The sequence below is a fragment of the Mycobacterium sp. genome (genome assembly GCF_025965855.1).
In the GTDB taxonomy this organism is placed as follows: Bacteria; Actinomycetota; Actinomycetes; order Mycobacteriales; family Mycobacteriaceae; genus Mycobacterium.
In genome coordinates this window covers 1-24065 of record NZ_JAOPWB010000232.1, presented here as the reverse complement: position 1 = coordinate 24065, position 24065 = coordinate 1, and the positions used below count along the sequence as shown (strand labels likewise).

Annotated in this window: 22 protein-coding genes and 3 pseudogenes; 7 read left to right on the top strand and 18 right to left on the bottom strand. The window is 66.8% G+C overall.

The window, feature by feature from the left end; genetic code table 11:
* Positions 1 to 233 precede the first annotated feature (233 nt).
* Positions 234 to 2069 carry an acyl-CoA dehydrogenase gene (locus JWP83_RS19820; RefSeq protein ID WP_297733451.1) on the bottom strand — a complete coding sequence of 612 codons (1836 nt, stop codon included), beginning with the start codon at positions 2067 to 2069 and terminating at the stop codon, positions 234 to 236.
* A 190-nt stretch (positions 2070 to 2259) separates the two neighbouring features.
* Here JWP83_RS19820 and JWP83_RS19815 point away from each other — a divergent pair, with 190 nt between their 5' ends.
* Together JWP83_RS19815 and JWP83_RS19810 are read left to right on the top strand one after the other, a co-directional pair.
* Complete coding sequence (locus JWP83_RS19815) at positions 2260 to 3291, top strand: 2-oxoglutarate and iron-dependent oxygenase domain-containing protein (RefSeq protein ID WP_297733448.1); 1032 nt, start codon at positions 2260 to 2262, stop codon at positions 3289 to 3291.
* Positions 3292 to 3342: 51 nt separating this feature from the next.
* Positions 3343 to 3831 carry a flavin reductase family protein gene (locus JWP83_RS19810; RefSeq protein ID WP_297733446.1) on the top strand — a complete coding sequence of 163 codons (489 nt, stop codon included), beginning with the start codon at positions 3343 to 3345 and terminating at the stop codon, positions 3829 to 3831.
* A gap of 77 nt (positions 3832 to 3908) precedes the next feature.
* On the opposite strand, the gene JWP83_RS19805 is transcribed toward JWP83_RS19810, so the two are convergent.
* From JWP83_RS19805 to JWP83_RS19785, 5 genes are all read right to left on the bottom strand, one after another.
* Positions 3909 to 4064, bottom strand: coding sequence for a hypothetical protein (locus JWP83_RS19805; protein ID WP_297733443.1), 156 nt, complete (start codon positions 4062 to 4064; stop codon positions 3909 to 3911).
* Positions 4065 to 4093: 29 nt separating this feature from the next.
* Positions 4094 to 4840, bottom strand: coding sequence for a succinate dehydrogenase/fumarate reductase iron-sulfur subunit (locus JWP83_RS19800; RefSeq protein ID WP_297733440.1), 747 nt, complete (start codon positions 4838 to 4840; stop codon positions 4094 to 4096).
* A complete protein-coding gene (locus JWP83_RS19795) occupies positions 4840 to 6756 on the bottom strand; it encodes a fumarate reductase/succinate dehydrogenase flavoprotein subunit (protein ID WP_297733437.1) in 1917 nt (638 codons plus the stop codon). The genes JWP83_RS19800 and JWP83_RS19795 overlap by 1 nt, the downstream gene beginning before the upstream one ends.
* Positions 6757 to 6799: 43 nt before the next feature.
* Complete coding sequence (locus JWP83_RS19790) at positions 6800 to 7621, bottom strand: hypothetical protein (protein WP_297733433.1); 822 nt, start codon at positions 7619 to 7621, stop codon at positions 6800 to 6802.
* Between the two features lie 90 nt (positions 7622 to 7711).
* Positions 7712 to 8017 carry a hypothetical protein gene (locus JWP83_RS19785; RefSeq protein WP_297733430.1) on the bottom strand — a complete coding sequence of 102 codons (306 nt, stop codon included), beginning with the start codon at positions 8015 to 8017 and terminating at the stop codon, positions 7712 to 7714.
* Positions 8018 to 8165: 148 nt separating this feature from the next.
* Between JWP83_RS19785 and JWP83_RS19780 the strand changes: the two are divergent.
* Positions 8166 to 8240, top strand: a pseudogene (locus tag JWP83_RS19780) (isocitrate lyase/phosphoenolpyruvate mutase family protein); the annotation flags it as partial.
* Between the two features lie 74 nt (positions 8241 to 8314).
* Here JWP83_RS19780 and JWP83_RS19775 read toward each other — a convergent pair.
* Entirely contained in the window at positions 8315 to 8755 is a 441-nt protein-coding gene (locus JWP83_RS19775; protein WP_297733427.1) for an Hsp20/alpha crystallin family protein, read from the bottom strand.
* 216 nt (positions 8756 to 8971) lie between these two features.
* Here JWP83_RS19775 and nirB point away from each other — a divergent pair, with 216 nt between their 5' ends.
* Together nirB and nirD are read left to right on the top strand one after the other, a co-directional pair.
* A complete protein-coding gene (nirB, locus tag JWP83_RS19770; RefSeq protein ID WP_297733424.1) occupies positions 8972 to 11536 on the top strand; it encodes a nitrite reductase large subunit NirB in 2565 nt (854 codons plus the stop codon).
* Between the two features lie 12 nt (positions 11537 to 11548).
* Complete coding sequence (gene nirD / locus JWP83_RS19765) at positions 11549 to 11914, top strand: nitrite reductase small subunit NirD (RefSeq protein WP_297733419.1); 366 nt, start codon at positions 11549 to 11551, stop codon at positions 11912 to 11914.
* On the opposite strand, the gene JWP83_RS19760 is transcribed toward nirD, so the two are convergent.
* The 10 genes and pseudogenes from JWP83_RS19760 to JWP83_RS19715 form a co-directional block, all read right to left on the bottom strand.
* On the bottom strand, positions 11911 to 12360 hold the full coding sequence (locus tag JWP83_RS19760) for a hypothetical protein (RefSeq protein WP_297733416.1): 450 nt from the start codon (positions 12358 to 12360) through the stop codon (positions 11911 to 11913). The two genes, nirD and JWP83_RS19760, sit on opposite strands and share 4 nt — an antisense overlap.
* A 31-nt stretch (positions 12361 to 12391) precedes the next feature.
* Entirely contained in the window at positions 12392 to 13213 is an 822-nt protein-coding gene (locus JWP83_RS19755) for a sirohydrochlorin chelatase (protein WP_297733413.1), read from the bottom strand.
* Complete coding sequence (locus tag JWP83_RS19750; RefSeq protein WP_297733410.1) at positions 13204 to 14355, bottom strand: uroporphyrinogen-III synthase; 1152 nt, start codon at positions 14353 to 14355, stop codon at positions 13204 to 13206. Before JWP83_RS19750 ends, JWP83_RS19755 begins: the two co-directional genes overlap by 10 nt.
* Before the next feature lie 77 nt (positions 14356 to 14432).
* A complete protein-coding gene (locus JWP83_RS19745) occupies positions 14433 to 15824 on the bottom strand; it encodes a NarK/NasA family nitrate transporter (protein WP_297733407.1) in 1392 nt (463 codons plus the stop codon).
* A 407-nt stretch (positions 15825 to 16231) separates the two neighbouring features.
* Positions 16232 to 16777 carry a GNAT family N-acetyltransferase gene (locus JWP83_RS19740; RefSeq protein ID WP_297733404.1) on the bottom strand — a complete coding sequence of 182 codons (546 nt, stop codon included), beginning with the start codon at positions 16775 to 16777 and terminating at the stop codon, positions 16232 to 16234.
* A gap of 35 nt (positions 16778 to 16812) precedes the next feature.
* Positions 16813 to 17706 (bottom strand): 5-oxoprolinase/urea amidolyase family protein, encoded by an 894-nt coding sequence (locus JWP83_RS19735; RefSeq protein WP_297733401.1) that lies wholly within the window; start codon positions 17704 to 17706, stop codon positions 16813 to 16815.
* Between the two features lie 15 nt (positions 17707 to 17721).
* Positions 17722 to 18405: an allophanate hydrolase subunit 1 gene (locus JWP83_RS19730; protein WP_297733397.1), complete on the bottom strand. Its 684-nt coding sequence runs from the start codon at positions 18403 to 18405 to the stop codon at positions 17722 to 17724.
* Positions 18406 to 18506: 101 nt separating this feature from the next.
* Positions 18507 to 19505: an ABC transporter substrate-binding protein gene (locus JWP83_RS19725; RefSeq protein WP_297733394.1), complete on the bottom strand. Its 999-nt coding sequence runs from the start codon at positions 19503 to 19505 to the stop codon at positions 18507 to 18509.
* Between the two features lie 62 nt (positions 19506 to 19567).
* Positions 19568 to 19937, bottom strand: a pseudogene (locus JWP83_RS19720) (hypothetical protein); the annotation flags it as partial.
* On the bottom strand, positions 19924 to 21216 hold the full coding sequence (locus JWP83_RS19715) for a DNA polymerase domain-containing protein (protein ID WP_297733495.1): 1293 nt from the start codon (positions 21214 to 21216) through the stop codon (positions 19924 to 19926). The gene JWP83_RS19715 and the pseudogene JWP83_RS19720, both read right to left, overlap by 14 nt.
* A gap of 59 nt (positions 21217 to 21275) precedes the next feature.
* On the opposite strand from JWP83_RS19715, the gene fadD2 reads away from it, so the two are divergent.
* Positions 21276 to 22955 carry a long-chain-fatty-acid--CoA ligase FadD2 gene (gene fadD2, locus JWP83_RS19710; RefSeq protein ID WP_297733391.1) on the top strand — a complete coding sequence of 560 codons (1680 nt, stop codon included), beginning with the start codon at positions 21276 to 21278 and terminating at the stop codon, positions 22953 to 22955.
* 24 nt (positions 22956 to 22979) lie between these two features.
* Here fadD2 and JWP83_RS19705 read toward each other — a convergent pair whose 3' ends face one another.
* Positions 22980 to 23315, bottom strand: coding sequence for an ATPase (locus JWP83_RS19705; protein ID WP_297733388.1), 336 nt, complete (start codon positions 23313 to 23315; stop codon positions 22980 to 22982).
* 532 nt (positions 23316 to 23847) lie between these two features.
* Here JWP83_RS19705 and JWP83_RS19700 point away from each other — a divergent pair.
* Positions 23848 to 24065 (top strand): annotated as a pseudogene (locus JWP83_RS19700) (hypothetical protein); the annotation flags it as partial.

Below are 24065 nucleotides of genomic sequence, written 5' to 3'. Positions count from 1 at the left end.
GATAGCCCCGTGTTGCGGTCTGACCCCCCGACACCGACGGCAATACGGGGCATCCCTTAGTCCGTCGCCCGTTGGCGGAAGAAGGCGCCGGGGGGACGAAAAGGGCCGCCGCTGGAGTGAGGGGATCCAGCGGCGGTCTTTTTTGTCTGCCCGCCACATACACAAGGTCCCCCGCTTCAGCGTGGAAGCGGGGACCTTGTTCGTTCAGTTGGCGGACTGAGGCTTATAAAGGCCTAGAAAGCGGCCTCGTCGAGCTCCATGATGTCGTTGTCCAGCGTGTCGATGACCTCGCGGGTGCTGGCCAGCAGGGGCAGGAAGTTCTTGGCGAAGAACGATGCCACCGCGATCTTGCCCTCGTAGAAGGACCGCTCGGCGCCGCTGGCGCCGGCGTCGAGCGCGGCCACGGCCACCGCGGCCTGGCGCTGCAGCAACCAGCCGATCACCAGGTCGCCGACGCTCATCAGGAAGCGCACCGAACCCAGGCCCACCTTGTAGAGGCTGGTGACGTCCTCCTGGGCGGCCATCAGGTAGCCGGTCAGGGTCGCCGCCATAGCCTGGACGTCAGTCAGCGCCTTGCCCAGCTGCTCACGCTCGGTCTTGAGCCGGCCGTTGCCGGACTCGCTGTCGACGAACTTCTGGATCTCCCCGGACACGTGGGCCAGCGCCACACCCTTGTCGCGGACGATCTTGCGGAAGAAGAAGTCCTGCGCCTGGATGGCCGTGGTGCCCTCGTAGAGCGAGTCGATCTTGGCGTCACGGATGTACTGCTCGATCGGGTAGTCCTGCAGGAAGCCGGACCCACCGAACGTCTGCAAGCTCTCGGTCAGCTTGGCGTAGGCCTGCTCGGAGCCCACACCCTTGACCAGCGGCAGCATCAGGTCGTTGACCTTGACGGCCAGGTCGGCGTCCACGCCGTGCAGCGCCTGCGCGACCGCCGCGTCCTGGTAGGTGGCGGTGAACAGGTACAGCGCACGCAGACCCTCGGCGTAGGCCTTCTGGGTCATCAGTGACCGGCGCACGTCGGGGTGGTGTGTGATGGTCACCCGCGGCGCGGTCTTGTCGGTCATCTGGGTCATGTCGGCGCCCTGCACACGGGACTTGGCGTATTCCAACGCGTTCAGGTAGCCGGTGGACAGGGTGGCGATCGCCTTGGTGCCGACCATCATCCGGGCCTGCTCGATGACCTCGAACATCTGCGCGATGCCGTTGTGCACCTCGCCGACCAGCCAGCCCTTGGCGGGCACGCCGTGCTGGCCGAGCGAGAGCTCACAGGTCGCCGAGACCTTCAGGCCCATCTTGTGCTCGACGTTGGTGACGAAGACGCCGTTGCGTTCGCCCAGCTCGCCCGTCTCGAAGTCGAACAGGAACTTGGGCACGAAGAACAGCGACAACCCCTTGGTGCCCGGACCCGCGCCCTCGGGGCGGGCCAGCACCAGGTGGAAGATGTTCTCGAACAGGTCACCGGAGTCACCCGAGGTGATGAAGCGCTTCACGCCGTCGATGTGCCAAGAACCGTCGTCCTGCCGAACCGCCTTGGTCCGCCCGGCGCCGACGTCCGAACCGGCGTCCGGCTCGGTCAGCACCATGGTCGAACCCCAGCCGCGCTCGGCGGCGATCACGGCCCACTTCTTCTGCTCTTCGGTGCCGATGTGGTACAGGATGTTGGCGAAACCGGCGCCGCCGCCGTACATCCACACGGCGGGATTGGCGCCCAGGATGTGCTCGTGCAGCGCCCACAGCAGCGCCTTGGGCATCGGCATGCCGCCGAGGGCCTCGTCGAGGCCGGCCTTGTCCCACCCGGCCTCGATGACCGCGCGGACCGAATCCTTGAAAGATTCCGGCAGCGTCACCGAGTGGGTCTCGGGGTCGAAAACCGGGGGGTTGCGGTCGCCCTCGACGAACGACTCCGCGACCGGTCCCTCGGCAAGCCGGCTGATCTCGGACAGCATTTCCTGGGCGGTATCGACATCCAGGTCGCCGTACTCGCCTTCGACTAACGCCTTGTCAACGCCGAAGACCTCGAACAGGTTGAACACCTGGTCACGGACGTTGCTCTTGTAGTGGCTCACTACATTCCTCCTCGTTGAGAATGCCACTTATGGTTGGGTACTCGGACTAAGTTACCCACCAGTAACACGTCTAAAATATATGCGTTAGCCAGTCCGATGCAAGCAAGTGTGAGCTAGATTTCAACGTCTAACTAACCAACCGGTTGGGCAGGCGCTTTTTCTTCTCTTGACCTGCGGAGATGGTGCGGCGATGACCGACGTGAGGCGCGTCACTGCGCTGCCCGTGGTGGATCTGCGGGCCGGCGCGGAACCCCTGCGGGAGGGCCTTCGCGAGGCCGCGCACGAGGTCGGTTTCTTTTATCTGATCGGCCACGACGTGCCGGACGCGCTCGCCGCCAGGGTGCTCGACGCGGCGCGCCGGTTGTTCGAGCTGCCGGAGGCCGACAAGAACGCGATCGCGATGGTCCGCAGCCCGCATTTCCGCGGCTACACCCGTCTGGGCGGCGAGCTGACGCGGGGACGTGTGGACTGGCGCGAGCAGATCGACATCGGACCCGAGCGCCCCCCGATCGGCGGGCCGGGCAAGCCGGATTACCTGTGGCTGCAGGGCCCGAATCAGTGGCCCGCGGCCCTGCCCGAACTGCCCGGGATCATCGAGGAATGGGATGCCGCGCTGTCGTCGGTGGCCCGCAGCCTGCTCGGGCATTGGGCGGCATCGCTGGGCAGTCCCTCGGACGTCTTCGACGCCGCCTTCGCGGATACCCCCGCGACGCTGATCAAGATCATCCGTTACCCCGCCCGCGCGGCCAGCTCGCAGGGCGTGGGTGCGCACCGCGACGCCGGGGTGCTGACGCTGCTGTTGGCGCAGCCGGGCAGCCGCGGCCTGCAGGTGCGACGGGACAGAGGCGGCCAGCCTGGTGATGGCTGGATCGACGTGCCGCCCGTGGAGGGCGCCTTCATCGTCAACATCGGTGAGCTGCTCGAGGTGGCCACCGGCGGCTACCTGAGGGCCACCCAGCACCGGGTGAACTTGCAGCGCCCCTCGGCGGAGCGGATTTCGGTGCCCTACTTCTTCAACCCGCGACCGGACGCGCAGATCCCGGTGCTGTCGCTGCCCGACGACCTACGCGCGCTCGCCCACCGAAGGGATGACCCGTCGGACCCCATCTTCTCGGTCTACGGCCGCAACGCCTGGAAGAGCAGATTGCGCGCGCATCCGGATGTGGCCGCCGCGCATGGATACTCACCGGGCGGTGGCGACGGCTCGACGGCCGGCGGGTAGGGTCGGGCGAGGAGAAGACCGTCTTCGATTTCGAGGGGCGAATGAGGTCCGGTGAACTCATCGAACAGGCTGACGCCGTCCACCCTTCGTGAGGCCTTCGGGCATTTCCCGTCCGGCGTCGTGGCCATCGCCGCCGAAGTCGAAGGGATCCGAGAAGGCTTGGCGGCCAGTACTTTTGTCCCCGTCTCACTCGACCCGCCGCTGGTGTCGTTCTGCGTGCAGAACACCTCGACGACATGGCCCAAGCTCAAGGGTATGCCTATGCTCGGCATCAGCGTGCTCGGCGAGGCTCATGACGAGGCCGCGCGGACGTTGGCCGCCAAGACTGGTGACCGGTTCGCGGGTCTCGAGACGGTGTCCTACACCAGCGGTGCGGTTTTCATCAAAGGCACCGGCCTGTGGCTGGAGAGCGCGATCGAGCAACTGATCCCGGCGGGGGATCACACGATTGTGGTTCTGCGGGTCAACGAGGTGGCGGTGGACGCCGAGGTGGCGCCCATCGTCTTCCACCGCAGCACGTTCCGCCGGCTAGGCGCCTAGTCCAGGGCTACAACATCGAGACTGCGGTCAGTGCCGGTGACCCGGCGAATTCGGCGCGCTGAGCGCAGGCTCGCCGGTTACGGGCGGTGGCCGAGTTCCTGCCGATAGCCGTCGATGCGCCGCTCGATCTCGGCCGCTTGTTCATGCCGGCCTTCCTTATGGGCGAGTTCGGCGCGGAGCGACAGCTCCCGAATGGCGGTTCGAATCTCGTTGACGCTGGTGGTTTCTCGCATAGGCTTCGGGTACCCGATGCCGCTCTCGTTTAACGGCGGAACAGCTTGTTGCCCAGCCAAACCGCGGGATCGTACTTGCGGTCGGCGACCCGCTCTTTCATTGGGATCAGCGCGTTGTCGGTGATCTTGATGTTCTCCGGGCACACCTCGGTGCAGCACTTGGTGATATTGCAGTAGCCCAGGCCGTGCTCTTCCTGAGCGTCGTCGCGCCGGTCACGCGTGTCCAGGGGGTGCATCTCCAGCTCGGCGATGCGCATCAAGAAGCGCGGGCCGGCGAACGCCTTCTTGTTCTCCTCGTGGTCGCGGATCACGTGGCAGACGTTCTGGCACAGGAAGCATTCGATGCACTTGCGGAACTCCTGCGAGCGCTGGACGTCGACCTGCGCCATCCGGTATTCCCCGGGCTGCAGTTCCTTGGGCGGCGCGAAAGACGGTACCTCGCGGGCCTTCTCGTAGTTGAACGAGACGTCGGTGACCAGATCGCGAATAATCGGGAACGTCCGCAGCGGCGTGACGGTGACGACCTCGTCCTCGGCGAACGTGGACATCCGGGTCATGCACAGCAACCGGGGATAGCCGTTGATCTCCGCCGAGCACGATCCGCACTTGCCCGCCTTGCAGTTCCACCGCACCGCGAGGTCGGGCGTCTGGGTCTGCTGCAGGCGATGGATGACGTCGAGCACCACCTCGCCCTCGTTGACCTCAACCGTGAAGTCCTGTAGCGCGCCGCCGGCCTCGTCGCCGCGCCACACCCGCATGGTCGCGTTGTAGGTCATTAACCTCTCCGTCCTGGGTGGTCGGCCAGCTCTTCGTCGGTGTAGTACTTCTCCAGCTCGGAGACCTCGAAGAGCTCCAGCAGATCGGGCCGCATCGGCACCTGGTCTTCGCGCGTGATGGTGACGTCGGGGATCACGTCATCGCCGCCGGCCGCGCGGCAGACCAGCAACACCTTTCGCCACGACGGATCCATCGACGGGTGATCGTCGCGGGTGTGCCCGCCGCGGCTCTCGGTGCGCTCCAGCGCCGCCTTGGCCACGCATTCGCTGACCAGAAGCATGTTGCGCAGGTCGATGGCCAGGTTCCAGCCGGGGTTGTATTGGCGATGCCCCTCGACCTGGATGTGCTTGAACCGCTCGCGCAGCTTGTCGAGCCGGCCGAGGGCCTCGGAGACTTCCTCCGGCTTGCGGATGATGCCCACGAGGTCGTTCATCGACTGCTGCAGTTCCAAGTGCAGGGTGTAGGGGTTCTCGGCCGCGGCGCCGTTCGTCGGTCCCTCGAAGGGGGCCAGCGCCCTCTTCGCCGCCGTGTCGAGGGCGTCCTGGGCGACCGCGGGGCGGCTGCTCAGCGCGCGCACGTAATCGGCGGCCCCCAGGCCGGCGCGCCGGCCGAACACCAGCAGGTCCGACAGCGAGTTGCCGCCCAGCCGGTTGGAGCCGTGCATGCCGCCCGAGCACTCGCCGGCCGCGAAGAGGCCGGGGACGGTGGCCGCGCCGGTGTCGGCGTCAACCTCGACACCGCCCATCACGTAGTGGCAGGTCGGCCCGACTTCCATTGGCTCCCTGGTGATGTCGACGCCGGCCAGCTCCTTGAACTGGTGGTACATCGACGGCAGCCGTCGCTTGATCTCTTCGGGTGTCAACCGGGACGCGATGTCCAGGAAGACCCCGCCGTGTGGGCTGCCGCGGCCGGCCTTGACCTCCGAGTTGATCGCGCGCGCGACCTCATCGCGCGGCAGCAGGTCCGGGGTGCGACGGGCCGAGTCGTTGTCCTTGAGCCACTGGTCGGCCTCTTGCTCGGTTTCGGCGTACTGGCCTTTGAACACCGGCGGGATGTAGTCGAACATGAAGCGCTTGCCGTCGGAGTTCTTCAGCACGCCGCCGTCACCGCGCACACCCTCGGTGACCAGGATTCCTTTCACGCTCGGCGGCCACACCATGCCCGTCGGGTGGAACTGGACGAACTCCATGTTGATCAGCGACGCGCCCGCGCGCAGCGCCAGCGCGTGTCCGTCCCCGGTGTACTCCCACGAGTTGGAGGTCACCTTGAACGACTTGCCGATCCCGCCGGTGGCCAGCACCACCGCGGGGGCCTCGAACACCACGAACCGGCCGCTTTCGCGCCAATAGCCAAACGCCCCGGCGATCGCATCCCCATCTTTGAGCAGCTCGGTGATCGTGCACTCGGCGAAGACCTTGATCCGCGCCTCGTAGTCGCCGACTTCCGAGTAATCCTCTTGCTGCAGCGACACGATCTTCTGCTGCATGGTGCGGATCAGCTCCAGCCCGGTGCGGTCGCCGACGTGCGCCAGCCGCGGGTAGGTGTGCCCGCCGAAGTTGCGCTGACTGATTTTGCCGTCTTTGGTGCGGTCGAACAGCGCGCCATAAGTTTCCAGCTCCCAGACGCGGTCCGGGGCTTCCTTGGCGTGCAGTTCGGCCATCCGCCAGTTGTTGAGGAACTTCCCACCGCGCATGGTGTCGCCGAAGTGGGTCTTCCAGTTGTCTTTCGGGTTGGTGTTGCCCATCGAGGCCGCGCAGCCACCCTCGGCCATCACCGTATGGGCCTTGCCGAACAGGGATTTGCACACCACCGCGACCTTGAGGCCCCGCTCGCGCGCCTCGATTACCGCACGCAAACCCGCGCCGCCGGCACCGATCACGACGACGTCGTAGGAGTGCCGCTCGACCTCAACCATGAAACCTCACTCAGTTTTTCCCTGTAATCGGCGAAATGGCTTTTCAGCCAACAAACCTCAAGTCCGTGATGGTTCCGCTGGCCACCAACATGACGTAGAAGTCGGTGAGCGCCAGGGTCCCCAATGTGATCCACGCGAATTGCATGTGCCGGGTGTTCAGCTTGCTGACCTGTGTCCAAATCCAGTAGCGCACCGGGTGTTTGGAGAAATGCTTCAGCCGGCCGCCGGTGATGTGCCGGCACGAATGGCAGGACACGGTGTAGGCCCACAGCAGCAGCACATTGGTAACCAGAATGACGTTGCCCAAACCGAACCCGAAACCGGAGGGCGAATGGAAGGCCATTATCGCGTCGTACGTGTTGATCAGCGAGACCACCACCGCGACGTAGAAGAAGTAACGGTGGCTGTTCTGAATGATCAGCGGAAACCGTGTCTCGCCGGTGTATTGGGCGCGCGGCTCGGGCACCGCGCAGGCGGTCGGCGATTGCCACACGGACCGGTAGTAGGCCTTGCGGTAGTAGTAGCAGGTAATCCGGAAACCCAGCAGGAACGGTAATACCAGCATCCCCAACGGAATCCACCACGGGAAGTGACCGAACCACACTCCCAGATGGCTGGCGCCCGGCGCGCACGACGCGCTCACGCAGGGCGAGTAGAACGGGGTCAGGTAATGGTATTTGTCGACCCAGTAGCTGCTGCCCCAAAAAGCCCGGGTGGTCGCGTAGACGATGAACGCCAACAGGCCGAGATTGGTCACCAGCGGCGGCAACCACCAGCGGTCCGTGCGCAGCGTCCCTTCCGGTATTTGTGCGCGGGTAGGAGAGAAAACGCCGGACGCAGGACGGTTCGCCGTGGGTGCGCTCATCTAGTGTGTTCCTCTTCGAACGGGCTGTTGGTCGAAGGGTACACAGAAGAAACCCTCCCTTTTTCGGGGGGCTTGGGTTCTCCGGGGCGGTCAGGACCTGTTGTGACCCCCGACACCCTCATCGTCGACATCGCGCCAGAAATCGGTGTCGTACTGGGTGTCGGGAATGGCGATCTTCTCGCCGGACTGCTGGACGGTGGCGCGTGCCAGATCCAGCTCGGAGACGTCGGTATCGAGCAGTTCGACGTCGGACAGGATCCGATCGGCGTCGATGACGATGCGGCGCATCGCCGGGCTGTCGCCGTATCGCGCCTTCAACGAGCTCACGCACCGCCGAAGGCCGCCGATGAGGTCGTGCAGTTCGGCGATTTCAGTAGTGCCGGTGGGGCTCGACAAGGGATCTCCTCGGGCAGACGGTGTTACGGATCACAGTACGCCCTCGATAGTAGCGACGGCACAGGCCCGATGTCAGACAGATCTCGTCAAGCGATCCACGAACCAGGCACCCCACCACAACCCGAACCACGCCCAGCGCGCCCCGGCGCTGCTCGAACTGCGCCAACCGGGCAACCCGGTGATCCTGCCGACCGCGTGGCACGCGTGCTCGCCCCGCTGGGCCTGACGGCGAGAAGACGCAAAAGCCCCCGACGCGCCCTGCGCGCGTGGGCTTTTGCGTCTGTTCGCGCTCCGGAATTACTTCGTGATGGCCATGCGCTGTGCCTGGGTGCCGGCGTACGCACCGGCAACCCGCGCGGTCAGCACGCCGTCGTCGTACGACGCGGTGAGGGCCTCGCCGGTGACGTGCGCGGGCAGCTGGAACGACCGGCGGAAGGATCCATAACGAATCTCACGCAGGGTGCGGCCGTTCTCCTCCTCCGCGCGCTCGTCGCGGTGTTCGCCGTGAATGACCAGCCGGCCCTTGTCGACGTCGACGTCGACGTCTCTCTCTACGTCGACACCCGGCAGTTCCAGGCGGACCACCGCGTCATCGCCGTCCTTGACGATCTCGGCGGCCGGCGTGAAACCGCTGTTCACCGGCTTGAACCAGTCCGTCGCCGCGGCGGGGCCGAAGAAGTCACGCAACCACCGGTCGGTGTCCCAGGCCCGTCGCGACCACAATGCGAGGTTGCTCATGGATATCTCCTTTCGCTTGCTTGTGAGTTTGCTGTGATCGGCGCCTCTCCGGCCGGCAAATCCTACAAACATGAGTCGACCACGCTAAAGTTCCACCCGGGGCATTCGCCGGCAGCGAACAGTGTCACAGCCGTCGTTGTGAGGTGTGAGCGCGCCGTCATATGGGCGTCACATTGCGCGATTTCGAGTTAATTTCGCGCCCCTACCCTCGTGGCCATGGCCCAATCCGAAACCTGGCGCGCGGACCGTGCTGCGCGCCACGTCATCGTGGTCGGGCACGGCATGGTTGGCCACCGGCTGGTCGAGGCGCTCCGCGCCCGCGACACCGAAGGGCATTGGAGCATCACGGTTTTGGCGGAGGAGGCCGACGCCGCCTATGACCGCGTCGGTTTGACCTCCTACACCGAAAGCTGGGACCGCCAACTGCTGGCACTGCCCGGCAACGACTACGCCGGTGACGAGCGGGTCCGGCTGCTGCTGAACGCCCGCGTCACCGAAATCGACCGCGACGCAAAGTCCGTGGTGACCGCCGACGGTCAACGGCACAGCTATGACGCCCTGGTGCTGGCCACCGGGTCCTACGCCTTCGTCCCGCCGGTGCCCGGCCACGATCTGCCCCAGTGCCACGTTTACCGCACGCTCGACGACCTCGACGCCATCCGCGCCGACGCCCAGCGCACGCTGGAGGCCGGGCACACCACCGCAGGGGTGGTCATCGGCGGCGGCCTCCTGGGGCTCGAGGCCGCTAATGCGCTGCGCCAGTTCGGGTTGCAGACGCACGTCGTCGAGATGATGCCGCGGCTGATGGCCCAGCAGATCGACGAGGCCGGCGGCGCGCTGCTGGCGAGAATGGTCACCGAACTCGACATCGCCGTGCACGTCGGGACGGGTACCGAATCGATCGAATCCGTGCAGCATTCGGACGGCTCCACGTCGGCGCGGGTGCGCCTGACCGACGGTGAGCTCATCGACGCCGGCGTGGTGATCTTCGCGGCCGGCATCCGGCCGCGCGACGAGCTGGCCGCGGCCGCGGGATTGGCGCGCGGCGAGCGGGGCGGTGTGTTCACCGATTTGTCTTGCCGTACAAGCGATCCCGACATCTATGCGATCGGTGAGGTCGCGGCGATCGGGGGGCGGTGCTACGGCCTGGTCGGGCCCGGTTATACCTCCGCCGAGGTGGTGGCGGACCGGATGCTGGACGGCGCCGCGGAGTTCGGTGAAGCGGACCTGTCGACAAAGCTCAAACTGCTCGGCGTCGACGTCGCCAGCTTCGGCGACGCGATGGGGGTGACGGAGAACTGCCTCGAGGTCGCCATCAACGACGCGGTGAACCGGACCTACGCCAAGCTGGTGCTGTCCGACGACGCCAAGACCCTCCTCGGCGGGGTCCTGGTGGGCGACGCGTCGTCGTACGGTGTGCTGCGGCCCATGGTCGGCAGCGAGCTGCCGGGGGATCCGCTGGCGCTGATCGCGCCGGCCCAGGCCGACGGCGCAGGGGGCCTGGGCGTCGGGGCGCTGCCGGATTCGGCGCAGATCTGCTCGTGCAACAACATCACCAAGGGTGATCTGAAGGGCGCGATCGCCGGCGGCTGCGCCGACGTTCCCGCGCTGAAGTCGTCCACGGCCGCCGGTACCTCGTGTGGGTCGTGTGTGCCGCTGCTCAAGCAGCTGTTGGAAGCCGAGGGCGTGGAGCAGTCCAAGGCGCTGTGCGAGCACTTCAGCCAGTCGCGGGCGGAGCTTTTCGAGATCATCACCGCCACCGAAATCCGGACCTTCTCGGGCCTGCTGGAGCGTTTCGGCCGCGGAAAGGGTTGCGACATCTGCAAACCGGTGGTCGCGTCGATCCTGGCGTCCACCGGCTCCGACCACATCCTCGAGGGCGAGCAAGCCTCGCTGCAGGATTCCAACGACCACTTCCTGGCCAACATCCAGAAGAACGGCAGCTACTCGGTGGTCCCGCGGGTACCCGGCGGGGACATCAAGCCGGAGCACCTGATCCTGATCGGCCAGATCGCGCAGGACTTCGGGCTTTACACCAAGATCACCGGCGGCCAGCGGATCGACCTGTTCGGCGCCCGGGTGGACCAGTTGCCGCAGATCTGGAAGCGGCTGGTCGACGGCGGCATGGAATCCGGCCACGCCTACGGCAAGGCGTTGCGCACCGTGAAGAGCTGCGTGGGCAGTGATTGGTGCCGTTACGGCCAGCGGGATTCGGTGCAGCTGGCCATCGACCTGGAGCTGCGATACCGCGGCCTGCGTGCCCCGCACAAGATCAAGCTCGGCGTCTCCGGTTGCGCGCGGGAGTGCGCCGAGGCCCGCAGCAAGGACGTGGGCGTCATCGCCACCGAAAAGGGTTGGAACCTCTACGTCGGCGGCAACGGCGGCATGACGCCCAAGCACGCTCAGCTGCTGGCGAGCGACCTGGACACCGAGACGCTGGTCCGCTACGTCGACCGGTTCCTCATGTACTACATCCGGACGGCCGATCGGCTGCAACGCACCGCGCCGTGGGTCGAATCGCTGGACGGCGGCCTGGATCACCTGCGCGAGGTCGTGTGCGACGACTCGCTGGGCCTGGCCCAGGAATTCGAGGCCGCAATGGAGCGGCACGTGCAGAACTACAAGTGCGAATGGAAGGGCGTGCTGGAGGATCCGGACAAGCTGTCGCGGTTCGTCTCCTTCGTCAACGCGCCTGATGCCGTCGATTCGACGGTGACGTTCATCGAGCGCGCCGGACGCAAAGTGCCTGTGCCCATTGGGATGCCGCGGGTCGGCGGATGACAAGGGAGAACGATGACACTTCTCAATGACGCTCAACATATTCAGGTGTGGACGACCGCCTGCGCGTACGACCACATGATTCCGGGTCGTGGCGTCGGAGTGCTCCTCGATGACGGGTCGCAGGCGGCGCTGTTCCGGCTCGACGACGGGTCGGTGCACGCGGTCGGGAACGTCGACCCGTTCTCCGGCGCGGCCGTGCTTTCGCGCGGGATCGTCGGAGACCGCGGCGGCCGTGCCACCGTCCAATCACCCATCCTCAAACAGGCTTTCGCGCTCGAGGACGGTTCCTGCCTGGACGATCCCCGGGTGTCGGTGCCGGTTTACCCGGCGCGCGTCACGCCCGAGGGCCACGTCCAGATCGGGCGGATCGCTGACTAGTCGATATCGCCGACCAGGTAGCGCTGCAACGTCGGGCCGATCGCGTCGACGAGCGCGTCCACCGACATCGAGTGCAGCGGTTCGGAGCGCACGCCGTAGCGCATGATGCCGAGACCCACCAACTGAGAGGCGCACAACGACGCCCGCACGGCGACCTTGTCGGCCCCCAGGGTTTTCAGCAGCGGGCCGAAGACCGGGCCGATGAACATGCCCTGCACGATCTCGGCGGTCTTCGCCAGTCCCGTGGACGCGATCGCACTGGCCGCGAACGGGCCGCCGCCCGCCGCGTCCCAGGTGGTGATCAGCATGTGCAACGTCCGGCGGCCCACTTGGTTGACCCCGCCGGTGACGATCCGGTCGATGAACTCCGGTGTGCCGAAGGGCAACCGCAGCATCTTGGCCACCGGGTCGAGCAGCCCACGCGATGGCTCTTCGCGACGGGGCATGGTGTCAGGATCGCCGGAATGCGATCAAAGATCAAGCGTCGCGGCCATCGGCGTGCCTATTGGCCGCCGAGGCCTGGAGAACACTGTGCTCCAACGAACTCGAAAGCGCATGGGCCGCTTGGGTTCGCCGCCGGCTGGGGCGCCGCGACGCGTGCCGCGTCGCGACGGGAACGAGGCCGGGCGCGGCGCGGCGGAAGCGGTTCGCGATCAGCCGGGCCAGCCCCGGATGGGTGCCCAGCGGTCGACTGACCACGTCGGCGCCGCTGGCCCCCAGGCGCTGTTGAAACAGGCCGTCGGCAAGTAGATATGAGGCGACGACGACGCGCTCCGCGCCCCCGCGGCGAGCGGCAGCGACCGCGTCGGCCACGGACGGATCGCCGGTGGCCGCGAATCCCAGCCGCACCCGCGATCCCACCAGCGCGGATAGCGTCGTCGCGGTGACGTGCAGGTCGGCCCGCGCCCTCATATCCGTGGTGCCCGCCGCCGCCAGAATCACCGAATCACCCAGACGCCAACCGGATTGCACCAGCTGGTCGGCGACTATCCGCGCGATCTCCCCACTCGGTCCCAGGGCGGGGGCGACACTGACGTTGCGGTGGCCGCTGGCCGCCACATGGGCGGGCACGTCGGTGCGCACGTGATATCCGCGCGACAAGAACGCCGGCACCACGACGGCGGGGCGGCCGCCGGTCGCCGCCCGCGACAGCACCTCGCCGGGCGTGGGGCCCAAAACGTCGACGAACGCGACCTGCACGCGGCGGCCGAGCAGCGAGCTCACCTGCGCCGCAAGGTCTCCGACCATCGCGACACCGCCCGACCTGCGGGTGCCGTGCGCGGCCAGGATCAGGTCCATCGGGCGCCGTCCGGCGGGTCGATGGCGAGACGGTAACCGCGCTTGACCACCGTTGCGATCATGTTCTTGTCGCCCAAGGCCGTTCGCAGCCGAAGCACCGCCGTGTCGACGGCGTGCGGATCGTTGCTGTTGCCGGGCAGCACCCGTAACAGGTCGGTACGGGCGACGACGTCGCCCGGTCGTTGTGCCAGTGCACGCAGCACTGACATCGCCGACGGCGACAGCAGCCTGATCGAGCCGTCCACCAGCACGCAGGTTCCGCGGATGTCGACCGTGTGGCCGGCCACCTTCACGGTGCACGATCCGAGCAGCGGCAGCTCCTCGGCGATGTGCCGGGCCAAGGCGCCCAGCCGCATTCGCTCGGGCGCTGATGTCGGGACGCCTTTGCGGATCAGCGGTTTGGAAGTCACCGGGCCGACGCACATCGCGTGCACATCGGTGCGCAGGGCCTCCAGCACCTGGTCCTCGACGGCCAAGTCGCGACTGCGTTCCAGCACCGCCGCCGCCGCGGGCGCCGACGTGAAGGTGACCGCGTCGAACTGCCGTCGTGCGATCCCCGTCACCAGCTGATCGAAGTCCCCGCCCAATGGTGTTGACTTCCACCGGTACACCCGGATGGGCACCACCTCGGCGCCCGCGAAACGCAAGCCGCCGATGAATTCCGGGAACGGGTCCCACGCGTCGGCGGCGCCGTGCAGCTGGATGGCGATGCGCTTCCCGGACACGCCCGACTCGAGCAGATACTCCAGCACCTCCTGTGAGGATTCGGACTCAGGAGACCACTCCTCGTGCAGCCCGGCGGCGCGCACCGCGCCCGTGCCCTTGGGCCCACGCGACACGATCCGGGTCTTCGCCAACGACGCGATCAGCTGGGTGGCCAGGCCCCATCCCTCGGCCGCGGCCAGCCAACCGCGGAAGCCGATGCCGGTGTGCACAATCAGGATGTCGGGCGCTTCGGCGATCAAAGCCACAGTGTGGCTGTGCAATTCGTCGTCGTCGGGCAGCGAGATCATGTTGATCGCGGGCGCGCTGCAGACCTCGGCGCCCTGCCGGCTCAGGAGCGCGCAGAGCTCCTCGGCACGCCGCGCTGAGGTAACCGCAACCCGGTAGCCGGTCAGCGGCACGGACTTCGGCTGAGCCATAAGACCTGTGTATGCCTGGGACGTTTCCGTCGCGTTACTAAGCAATTGCTGACGCATTGCCCCTGTTGCGACCGCCATCACACTCTCGCGGGCTCGGCTTCGGGCACCGATCCCGGCGCGTTGGTAGCCGGTGCCCGCCGGCGCACATACAGCATCCAGGTCAGGGTCGCGGCGAACACATAGGAGGCCAAAAACATCCAGTAGGCCGACGTTTCGGTGCCGCCGTCGAGGTAGGACTCGCGCAGCGCCAGGTTGATTCCCACGCCGCCCAGCGCGCCGACCGCGGAGCAAAAGCCGATCACCGATCCCGACATCGCCCGCGACCAGTGACGACGCTCGACATCGGGGAGCTCCAGCCTCCGCGTGCGCGCATCGAAGATCGACGGGATCATCTTGAACACCGATCCGTTGCCCATACCCGACAGGATGAACAGGGCGATGAAGCCGATCACGTAGCCGATCAGCGTTGTCGAGCCGCCGTTGCGGTCGTCGAAGGTGCTGAGGGCGACCAGCAACCCGGCGCCCAGGATCATTCCCCCCAGGACGCCCAGGGTGACGCGGCCGCCGCCCATGCGATCGGCCAGCCGGCCACCGTAGATGCGCGCTAACGAGCCCAATAGCGGTCCGACGAAAGCGATCTGCGCGGCGTGTAGCGATGCATGCTTGGTGGTTTCGCCACTCGCCAGGAAGTTGACCTGCAGCATTTGGCCGAAGGCGAAGGCAAGCCCGATCCAGGAGCCGAAGGTGCAGATGTAGAGCAGCGAGATCACATAGGTGTCGCGCTCGAACAGGACCGAACGCATGGTGTTGACCTCGATGCCGTGATCGAGGTTGTCCATGAACAGCGCCGCCGCGACACCGACGATCGTGAGCAAGACGAGGTACACCGCGCACACCCAGTACGGCGCTTCATGGCCCGCGGTGGCGAGCACCAGCAGGCCGATCAGCTGGATGACCGCGACCCCGAGGTTGCCGACGCCGGCGTTGATCGCCAGCGCCGAGCCCTTGAGGTGCTGCGGGTAAAAGGCATTGACGTTGGCCAGCGACGCCGCGTAGTTGCCGCCGCCCAGCCCGGTCAGCGCCGCGCACAACACATACGGCCACAGCGGCAGGCCGGGATTGGCCATCAGCACGACGGTGCCGACGGTCGGGATCAGCAAGACGAACGCCGAGACGGCCGTCCAGTTGCGCCCGCCGAAGGTCGCGATACCCAACGTGTACGGGATGCGCGCGCAGCCACCGACCAGGGTGGCGACGGCGCCGAGCAGCAGCTTGTCGCCGGCCGAGAAGCCATAGACGGACGCGGGCATGAACAAGGTCATCACGGGCCAGAGGGTCCAGATCGAAAAGGCGACGTGGTCGCCCGCCACCGTGCAGAGCATGTTGCGCCGGGCGATGTTCTTGTTGCCGGCCTCCCAGGCCGCCGTGTTTTCCGGATTCCAGCCCGTGATGCGGTGGTTGCGGCCCATGCGGTCTGCACCTTTCTTCGACGGGTTCATCCCTGGCGGCGCATATGTCGCCGGGATATCGCGGACGCTCACACCGGCGCATCGGGCGGCCTTGGGCCGCGAATCGCTTTCGAGATGCTTTATTGGCGCCCGGAACGAAGAGGCTTGCCCCGCCGTATCTTTCGATGCTCACATTACGGACAGAAGTCCGTCAACTCGATTCGGCCGATATCCCCTGTCAGTTGAATCCCAGTTATCTGTTAGATAGCTGAAGCATTAGCCGCGCCCGTCAAGTGATTTCGTGCGGGTGCGGGATTTAGTGTGAGCCGGAATACATTTCGTGCTATTTCTCTCCTCGCGCGCGTAACGCCACGGTGGGAATTGGCCGGATTTTTCGCCGTGGCGTTACGCCCGCGGCGCACCCGGCTTTACCAGACGTCGCCCGGCCGCCAGTCACACATCAAGTCCGCGGAGGTGTCCAGGCTGATCCCGACCGGCAGGACGAACACGACGCCGTCGTCGTCGGGCGTGCGGATCGGGCCGGTGGGGGCCAGCGCCGACGTCGGCCCGCGCCACCGCAGCCACCCCCGCGCCGCGTATATCCCGCGGGCAAGGTCCGACGAACTGACGGCACCCACCTGGTAGGCGCCGCGGATCACCTGCTCCGCGCCGTCCAGCAGGGCGCGCACCAGGCCCTGCCCACGGAAGTCCTCCCGCACCGCGACCCCTTCGACGTAGCCGCAGCGCAGCGCGTCGCCTCGGTAGAGCAATCGCCGCTGGACCACGGCGGCGTGCGCGATGATCGCGCCGCGATGCCAGATCAGGGCGTGCATGCCGCCCAGCGCGTGCTCCCAGTCGTCGTCGGTGAAATCTCCGCCGAAGGCGGCGGTGACCATCTGGCAGACGCGCTGCCGGGTCTCGCTGTCGAGATCGGCGGTGTGGACCAGGCGGGCGGTGTGGACCTGGGTTTGCACTCTCTTTGTCTACCAGCCTTGTCCAGCGGCCGGCGCTAGGAGAACGACCGGGCCCCCGGCCCACTCCGGGGCCGCGCCCAGTGCAGCCGCACGTACTGGCCGGGTCGCACCTGGGCGATCCGGTCGACGTCCTCGTCGGTGACCACGCCGATCACCGGGTACCCGCCGGTGACCGGGTGATCGGGTCCCAGGATCACCGGTAATCCATTGGGCGGCACCTGGATCGCGCCGCGGGTGGCACCCTCGCTGGGCAGCTGCCGGTCGGGCCAGAGGTGCTGCAGCGGGCGGCCCTCCAAGCGCATCCCGACCCGGTCGCTGCGGTCGGAGGCCATCCAAATCGTGTGCACCAAGGCGTCGGGATCGGTGAACCAGTCGTCGCGCGGTCCCGGCACCACCTGAACGTCCACCAGATTCTCGGTGATCGCGGCGACCGGCGCCTGATCGAGTTCGGGGTAGTCGTCGGTGTGCTCGCCGACGGGTAGCCGGTCTCCGCTGTGCAGCGGCGCCGGGCCGATCGCCGACATCACGTCGTAGCTGCGCGAGCCCAGCACCGGCTCCGCGCAGATGCCGCCGCGCACCGCCAGGTACGTCCGCAGCCCGGCCCGCGGGGTGCCCAGGGAGATCACCTGCCCGTCGCGGACATGGTGAATGCTGTTGGTGCCGAACTTGATTCCGTTCACGGTGGGATCGGTGTCGGCGCCCGTCACCGCGATGTCGGCGTCGCCGCCGCGGATGCGGGCGCAAAAGCCGCCGAACGTCACTTCGACGGTGGCGCGGTCGTCGGGGTTGGCGACCAGCCGGTTGGCCAGCCTGTGGGCGCGGCGGTCGGCGGCCCCGGACCGGCTGACGCCGAGGTGGGCCAGCCCCGGGCGGCCGAGGTCCTGGACGACGGCGAACGGCCCGGTGCGCAGTATCTCCAAGGTTGCCACGGCTATCTCCTCACCTCAGACGGCCCGGAACTGAACCCACATGCCCTGCGTCAGCAACGCCGGGTTGGGCCGATCGAGATCCCACAGGACCGCGTCGGTGCGGCCGACGAGCTGCCAGCCGCCGGGCGATTGACGGGGATACACCGCGCTGAATTCGCCGGCGAGGGCGACGGAGCCGGCCGGCACCGAGGTCCGCGGCTCCGATCGGCGCGGCACCCGCAGGCGCGCGTCGCCGTCGATCAGGTACGCGAAACCCGGTGCGAAACCGCTGAATCCGACCCGCCACACGGTGGAGGTGTGGGCGTCGATCACCTGTGCGGTGCTCAGCCCAGTGTGGTTGGCGACCTCGGCGAGGTCCGGGCCGTCGTAGACGACGTCGATCACGACGTCGGCGCTGCGGTCGCCCGGGGCCACGACATCTGAGGCGTCGGCGGCGACGCGCATCTTGCGCAGCCGCCGCCGGGTTATCCCCTGCAAGCGGGGGTTGTCGAGCTTGACCAGCACGGTGCGGGCGGCGGGGACGAGGTCGACCACGCCGGGCAGCGCCGCCCCCCGTAGCGCGTCCACCCACGCCAATACCTCGGCGGTGCTGCCGCATTGGAGCATCAGCGCATGGTCGCCGTAGTCGAAGACGGTGTTGCCGACCAGGTCGGTCGACAGCTCCTTGGAGATCCCGCTGCTCATGTCCGTCACGCTCATTACTCGACGGTAACCCCGGGATCGGGGCAGGCGGGAGGGGATGGGGACGGATTTTCGAGCACTGCCAGAGCTGCCTTATCGAACGCTCAAACAGGCGGGGTCTAACCCAGGATCTTGGCGATCTGTGGCGGCAGTTGGTCGGCGACCAACGGGTAGCTCAGGGGCGACGCGAACGCGATGGCGCCGGCCTGATCCTTCGTGGTGAAGACGTGACGGTTCTGGGCCGTCGCCAGTGACGCCGCCACCTCGGGGTCGGCCAGGAGCGCCTTCTGGTCGTCGGGGTTCTCGGTTGTCCAGATCACCACGTCGGCGGAATCGAGCACCGCCTTGATCTGATCGCGCGGGATGACGGCGCGATGATCGCTGCCGAAGGGTTTGATGCTGTCGGCGATGACGAGGCCCATCTGGTTCAGGAAGTCGGTCCGCCAGCCCGCCAGGGTCGCCACCACCGTGCCCCGCCAGAGGGCGCCCTGCATCAGCAACGCCTTCTTGCCCGTCCACTGCGGATTCTTTTGGGCGACGGCGGTGAATTGCTTGTCGACGGCGTCGATCAGGGACTTCATCGGGCCGGGTTGGAACACCGCCTGGCCGACGGCGGTGGCCTGCTCCTTCCACGGCTCGAAGAACGCGTCGCCGTCCGATTGCGCGACGGTCGGCGCGATCGCCGACAGCGTCCGGTAGGTGTCGGCGTCCAAGCCGGCGTTGATGGCCACGATCAGGTCCGGCTTGAGGCTCGCGATCTGGTCGACCTGAATGCCGTTGTCCAGGCTCAACACCACCGGCTGCGCGGCACCGAGCTTGGGCTGCGCCCAGGGCCACACCGCAACGGGCTGGTCACCGAACCAGTTGGTCACCGCGATGGGCACCACGCCCAAAGCCAGCAGGTCATCCTGCTCGGTGTAGCCGGCGCTGACCACGCGCTTGGGCGGCTCCTTGATGACGGTCTGACCGAAAAGGTGGGTGATCGTCACCGATCCGCCGGGAGCGGCGTCCGGCGATGGTTTGCGTGACGAGCACGCTTCCGCGACTGCGGCAATCGCGGCGATCCCTGCAGCCCCTCCAAGCTGCAAGAATCCCCGTCGATTCCATCTCTGTCGCATCGCGTGAGATTATCGCGTTCGTCGCTCGGACCCGCTCCGCCGCGCGGTTTGGCCCCACAGCTCAGCGGCATTCCGGCGTCCAGAAAGTCCAGGGCTCGATAGATCGCATCGGCCGTTTTCGGCGCGCTGTCCTAGGCCGCCATCATGGCGCCCACCATCGCACCGACAAACACCCGGGCTTCGAAATCGTCTGCGGGACGGCCGATTCGGTGACCGATCGCCCGGCCATGACGGTCACGGTGCGGTAGTACTCGTCGTACGGCGCGGCCTTGAGTTCGGGTATCGAGAAGATCAGCCGTCGGCGATCTGTTCGACGGTGGTGGCGGCGGAGCCGTTCGCGTCGAACAGGCGGAACGCGTCGCGGCTGATGGCCCGGTGGGTCTTGAGCTTCTTGCGTTCCCGCAGTCCCAGGGGCTGGTCAGTCACCTCCAAGGGGCAATTCTCGCGCCGCCGCGGCGCCTGGTCTGGAAGCCGGCGGTGTGTAACCCTCCCAGGGGCTGTAGTCGGCGATCAGCTCTTCCTGCGGCGGGCGCTCGTCGGCCGGCACGTGCTGCAGGTTGATCCGGATCCGGTACCAGATCGAACTCGGCCCGCGCATGCCGTCGACCAGGACGTCGGCCGGCTGCAGACGGGCGGCCGCGGCGGGATGGCGCTCGCGCCAGGTGTCCAGCGCGGCCATCGCCTCGGCCCGGGTTTTGGTGCGGGCGATCTCGATGAGCGGCTTCGACGAGACACGCCTGCCGCTTTGGCCCTTGCCGGCCCCTCGCGGGGCGCGCTCGGCGGGCCCCATCTCCTCGGCCAGGATCAGCAGCCGATCCAGTTCTCCGACCGCGTCGTCCATCCCGGCCCACGGGTCGCCCATTTCGGCGAACCGGCCGGGCACGGTATCGATGGTGAAGGCCTCGGGATTGCAGCCGGCGACCTCGTCCCAGTGCAGCGGCGTCGACACCCGCGCATCCGGAGTGGCCCGCACCGAATAGGCCGACGCGACGGTGCGGTCCTTGGCGTTCTGGTTGAAATCGACGAACACGCCCTCGCGCTCCTCCTTCCACCAGCGGCTGGTCGCCGCGTCGGGCATCCGCCGTTCGACCTCGCGGGCGACGGTCTGGGCGGCCAACCGCACCTGGCGGAATTCCCAGCGCGGGGCGATGCGGGCGTAGATGTGAAAGCCCCGGGACCCGGACGTCTTCGGCCACGCGACCAGGCCGTAGTCCTCCAGCACCTCGCGGGCCACCAACGCGACGTCGACGATGCGCCGCCACACGACCCCCGGCATCGGATCCAGGTCGACCCGCAGTTCGTCGGGGTGATCGAGGTCGCCGGCGAGCACCGGGTGCGGGTTGAGGTCCACGCAACCCAGGTTGATCACCCACGCCAGTCCGGCGGGATCGTGGATGACGGCCTCGGCGGCGGAGGTGCCCCGCGCGTAGTGCAGTTCGGCAACGTCGACGTAGTCCGGTCGGTTGGCGGGCGCCCGCTTCTGGAACACGGCTTCGTGTGCGATGCCCTTCACGAAGCGCTTGAGGATCATCGGCCGGCCGGCCACGCCGCGCAGCGCCCCTTCGGCGACGGACAGGTAATAGCGCACCAGGTCGAGCTTGGTATGAGGCCCCGACTGGTCGTGGCGTTCGAAGACCACTTTGTCGGGATGGGTGATGGTGACCTCGCGTCCGGCCACTTGCAATGACACCGGACCGGCCATGTTCATCATCGTAGGTCGGGGGGTATCAACTAGTGGCACTGCGACGTACGTCACATAGGGTGGAATTCATGCCTAACCTCATCGGCCTGCCCGGCCAGGCCGTCTCCAAAGTCCAGCAATACCTCGAGCGCGGCTCGGCCGAACTGCACTATGTGCGCAAGATCTTCGAATCGGGTGCATTCCGAATCGAGCCGCCGCAAAACTACGCCGTGATGGCCAATGACATCTACAAGTGGGGCGAGTTCGGCATGCTGCCCTCGCTCAACGCCCGGCGGCATCCCGACAAGGCGGCGTGCATCGACGAAGAGGGCGAATTCTCCTACCGGGAGCTCGACGAGGCCTCGCACGCGGTGGCCAACGGGCTGCTCGAGATGGGCGTCAAGGGCGGTGACGGCGTCGCCATCCTGGCCCGCAACACGCGCTGGTTCCTCATCGCCTACTTCGGCACCGCGCGGGTGGGCGCCCGCGTCATCCTGCTCAACAGCGAGTTCTCCGGCCCGCAGATCAAGGAGGTGTCGGAGCGCGAAGGCGCCAAGCTGATCATCTACGACGACGAATACACCAAGGCCGTCAGCAAAGCCGACCCGGAGCTGGGCAAGCTGCGGGCGCTGGGCGCCAACCCCGACGCCGACGAGCCGTCCGGCAGCACCGACGAGACCCTGGCCGACCTGATCGAGCGCAGCAGCAAGGACCCCGCACCCAAGGCGACGAAGCACTCGTCGATCATCATCCTGACCAGCGGCACCACCGGCACGCCCAAGGGGGCGAACCGCAGCACCCCGCCGACGCTGGCGCCGGTCGGCGGGATCCTGTCGCACGTTCCCTTCAAGGCCAACGAGGTGACCTCGCTGCCCGCCCCGATGTTCCATGCGCTGGGTTTCCTGCACGGCACCCTCGCGATGTTCCTGGGCTCGACGCTGGTGCTGCGCCGCAAATTCAAGCCACCCCTGGTGCTGGAGGACGTCGAGAAGCACAAGGTCACCGCCATGGTGGTGGTGCCGGTGATGTTGTCACGCATCCTCGACGCGATCGAGAAGATGGACAAGAAGCCCGACCTGTCCAGCCTGAAAATCGTGTTCGTATCCGGATCGGCACTGGGCGCCGACCTGGCCGAACGGTCGCTCAAGGACCTCGGCCCGGTGATCTACAACATGTACGGCTCGACCGAGATCGCCTTCGCCACCATCGCCGAGCCCAAGCATTTGGAATTCAATTCGTCGACCGTCGGGCCGGTGGTCAAGGGCGTCAAGGTCAAGATCTTCGACGACAACGGCAACGAGAAGCCGCAGGGCGAGGTCGGTCGCATCTTCGTCGGCAACGCCTTCCCGTTCGAGGGCTACACCGGCGGCGGCAAGAAGCAGATCATCAACGGGATGTTGTCCTCGGGCGACGTCGGTTACTTCGACGAGAACGGCCTGCTCTACATCAGCGGGCGCGACGACGAGATGATCGTCTCCGGCGGCGAGAATGTCTTCCCGGCCGAAGTCGAGGACCTCATCACCGCACACCCGGACGTCGTGGAGGCCACCGCGATCGGTGTCGAGGACAAGGAGTGGGGCCACCGGCTGCGCGCGTTCGTGGTCAAGAAGGAAGACGCCGACCTCGACGAGGACACCGTCAAGCACTACGTGCGCGACCACCTGGCCCGTTACAAGGTGCCCCGGGAAGTCGTCTTCCTCGAAGAGCTGCCGCGCAACCCCACGGGCAAGGTCCTCAAGCGCGAGCTGCGTGAGATGGAGATCGACTGACTTACACCGGTTGGCGCTTGGGGGTCATCTGCGGGCTTGGATGGCGCGGGTGATCTGCATGGCGAGTTTGGGGTCGATCAGCAGCTGATCGATGAGCGCCGTCAACACCTCTTGTCCGGTCACGCGCGCGACTCCCAAGCGGTCGGCGGCCTCGCGCTGCCAGACGTCGAGCGCGCGGTGCGTGGCCAGCGGCAGATCGACGGTTCGTCGCGTTCGCCGGCCGCTCCTTGGCTGGGCGGGCGCTTCCCCAAGCCTGGTGAGGCGTTGGGTCGGTCCGGTCTGTCCGGGCAGCGGCGGCTTGGCGGTGTAGTGGGCGAACCGGTTGGAACTGGACTCGTTGCGGTTGGGGTTGATAGTCATCGCGGCGACCCTCTCTGGGGTGCAAATCAGTAGGTCCGCTTATCAGTATGCGCTTCGTCGAGCGCCTCCCATTGAATCACCGTCAAGCAAGCCTGGCGCGTTGTGGGCGCGCCCGGTGCAGTCGACGTGCGGCTTGACGTGGCGCCTGGCCCACGAAAGTGGTATTAAATTCCTCGGCCGAAATTGGCTTGCTGGGTGTTTACTCCGGGATTCAGATGGCGCGAATTCACGATTTCATGGAAGTGCTATTTCATCAGATTGACATTGGCGGGTTGTCGTAAGCCATGATTTCAGTAGAGCGCGTTTGAACAGGGAAGTCATCGAAGTACGTAGATACTGATCCCAGTAGGTGCGCAATGTAAGCATTTGCAGAACCGCCTTATTCGAGCAATTGTGCGACGCGGATGGATAAAAATCACATTGAGTAGCTATTCTTGTGTAAAACCCGCAAAATATGGATATTCCCCCGTATGGCGCGTTTAGGCGTCGCTAAGGCTTCAACCTTGTTCAGCATCGTGGAAGGAGCTCACAAATGTTTAATTCACTGCTTTCGATCCGCCGCGCCGCGGTCGGCGTGGCGGGCGCCGGGTTGGTGATCGGAGCGATGCTGTTCGGCGGTACTCCGATCGCGCACTCCGCTCCGCCGCCCACCCCCGGCACCAGCTTCGACACGGTCGGCCCCCACGGCGCACCCGACCTCCCGCTTAGGCCCGGTGGGGGCGGCGGGGGCCATGGCGGCGGAGATCGGAA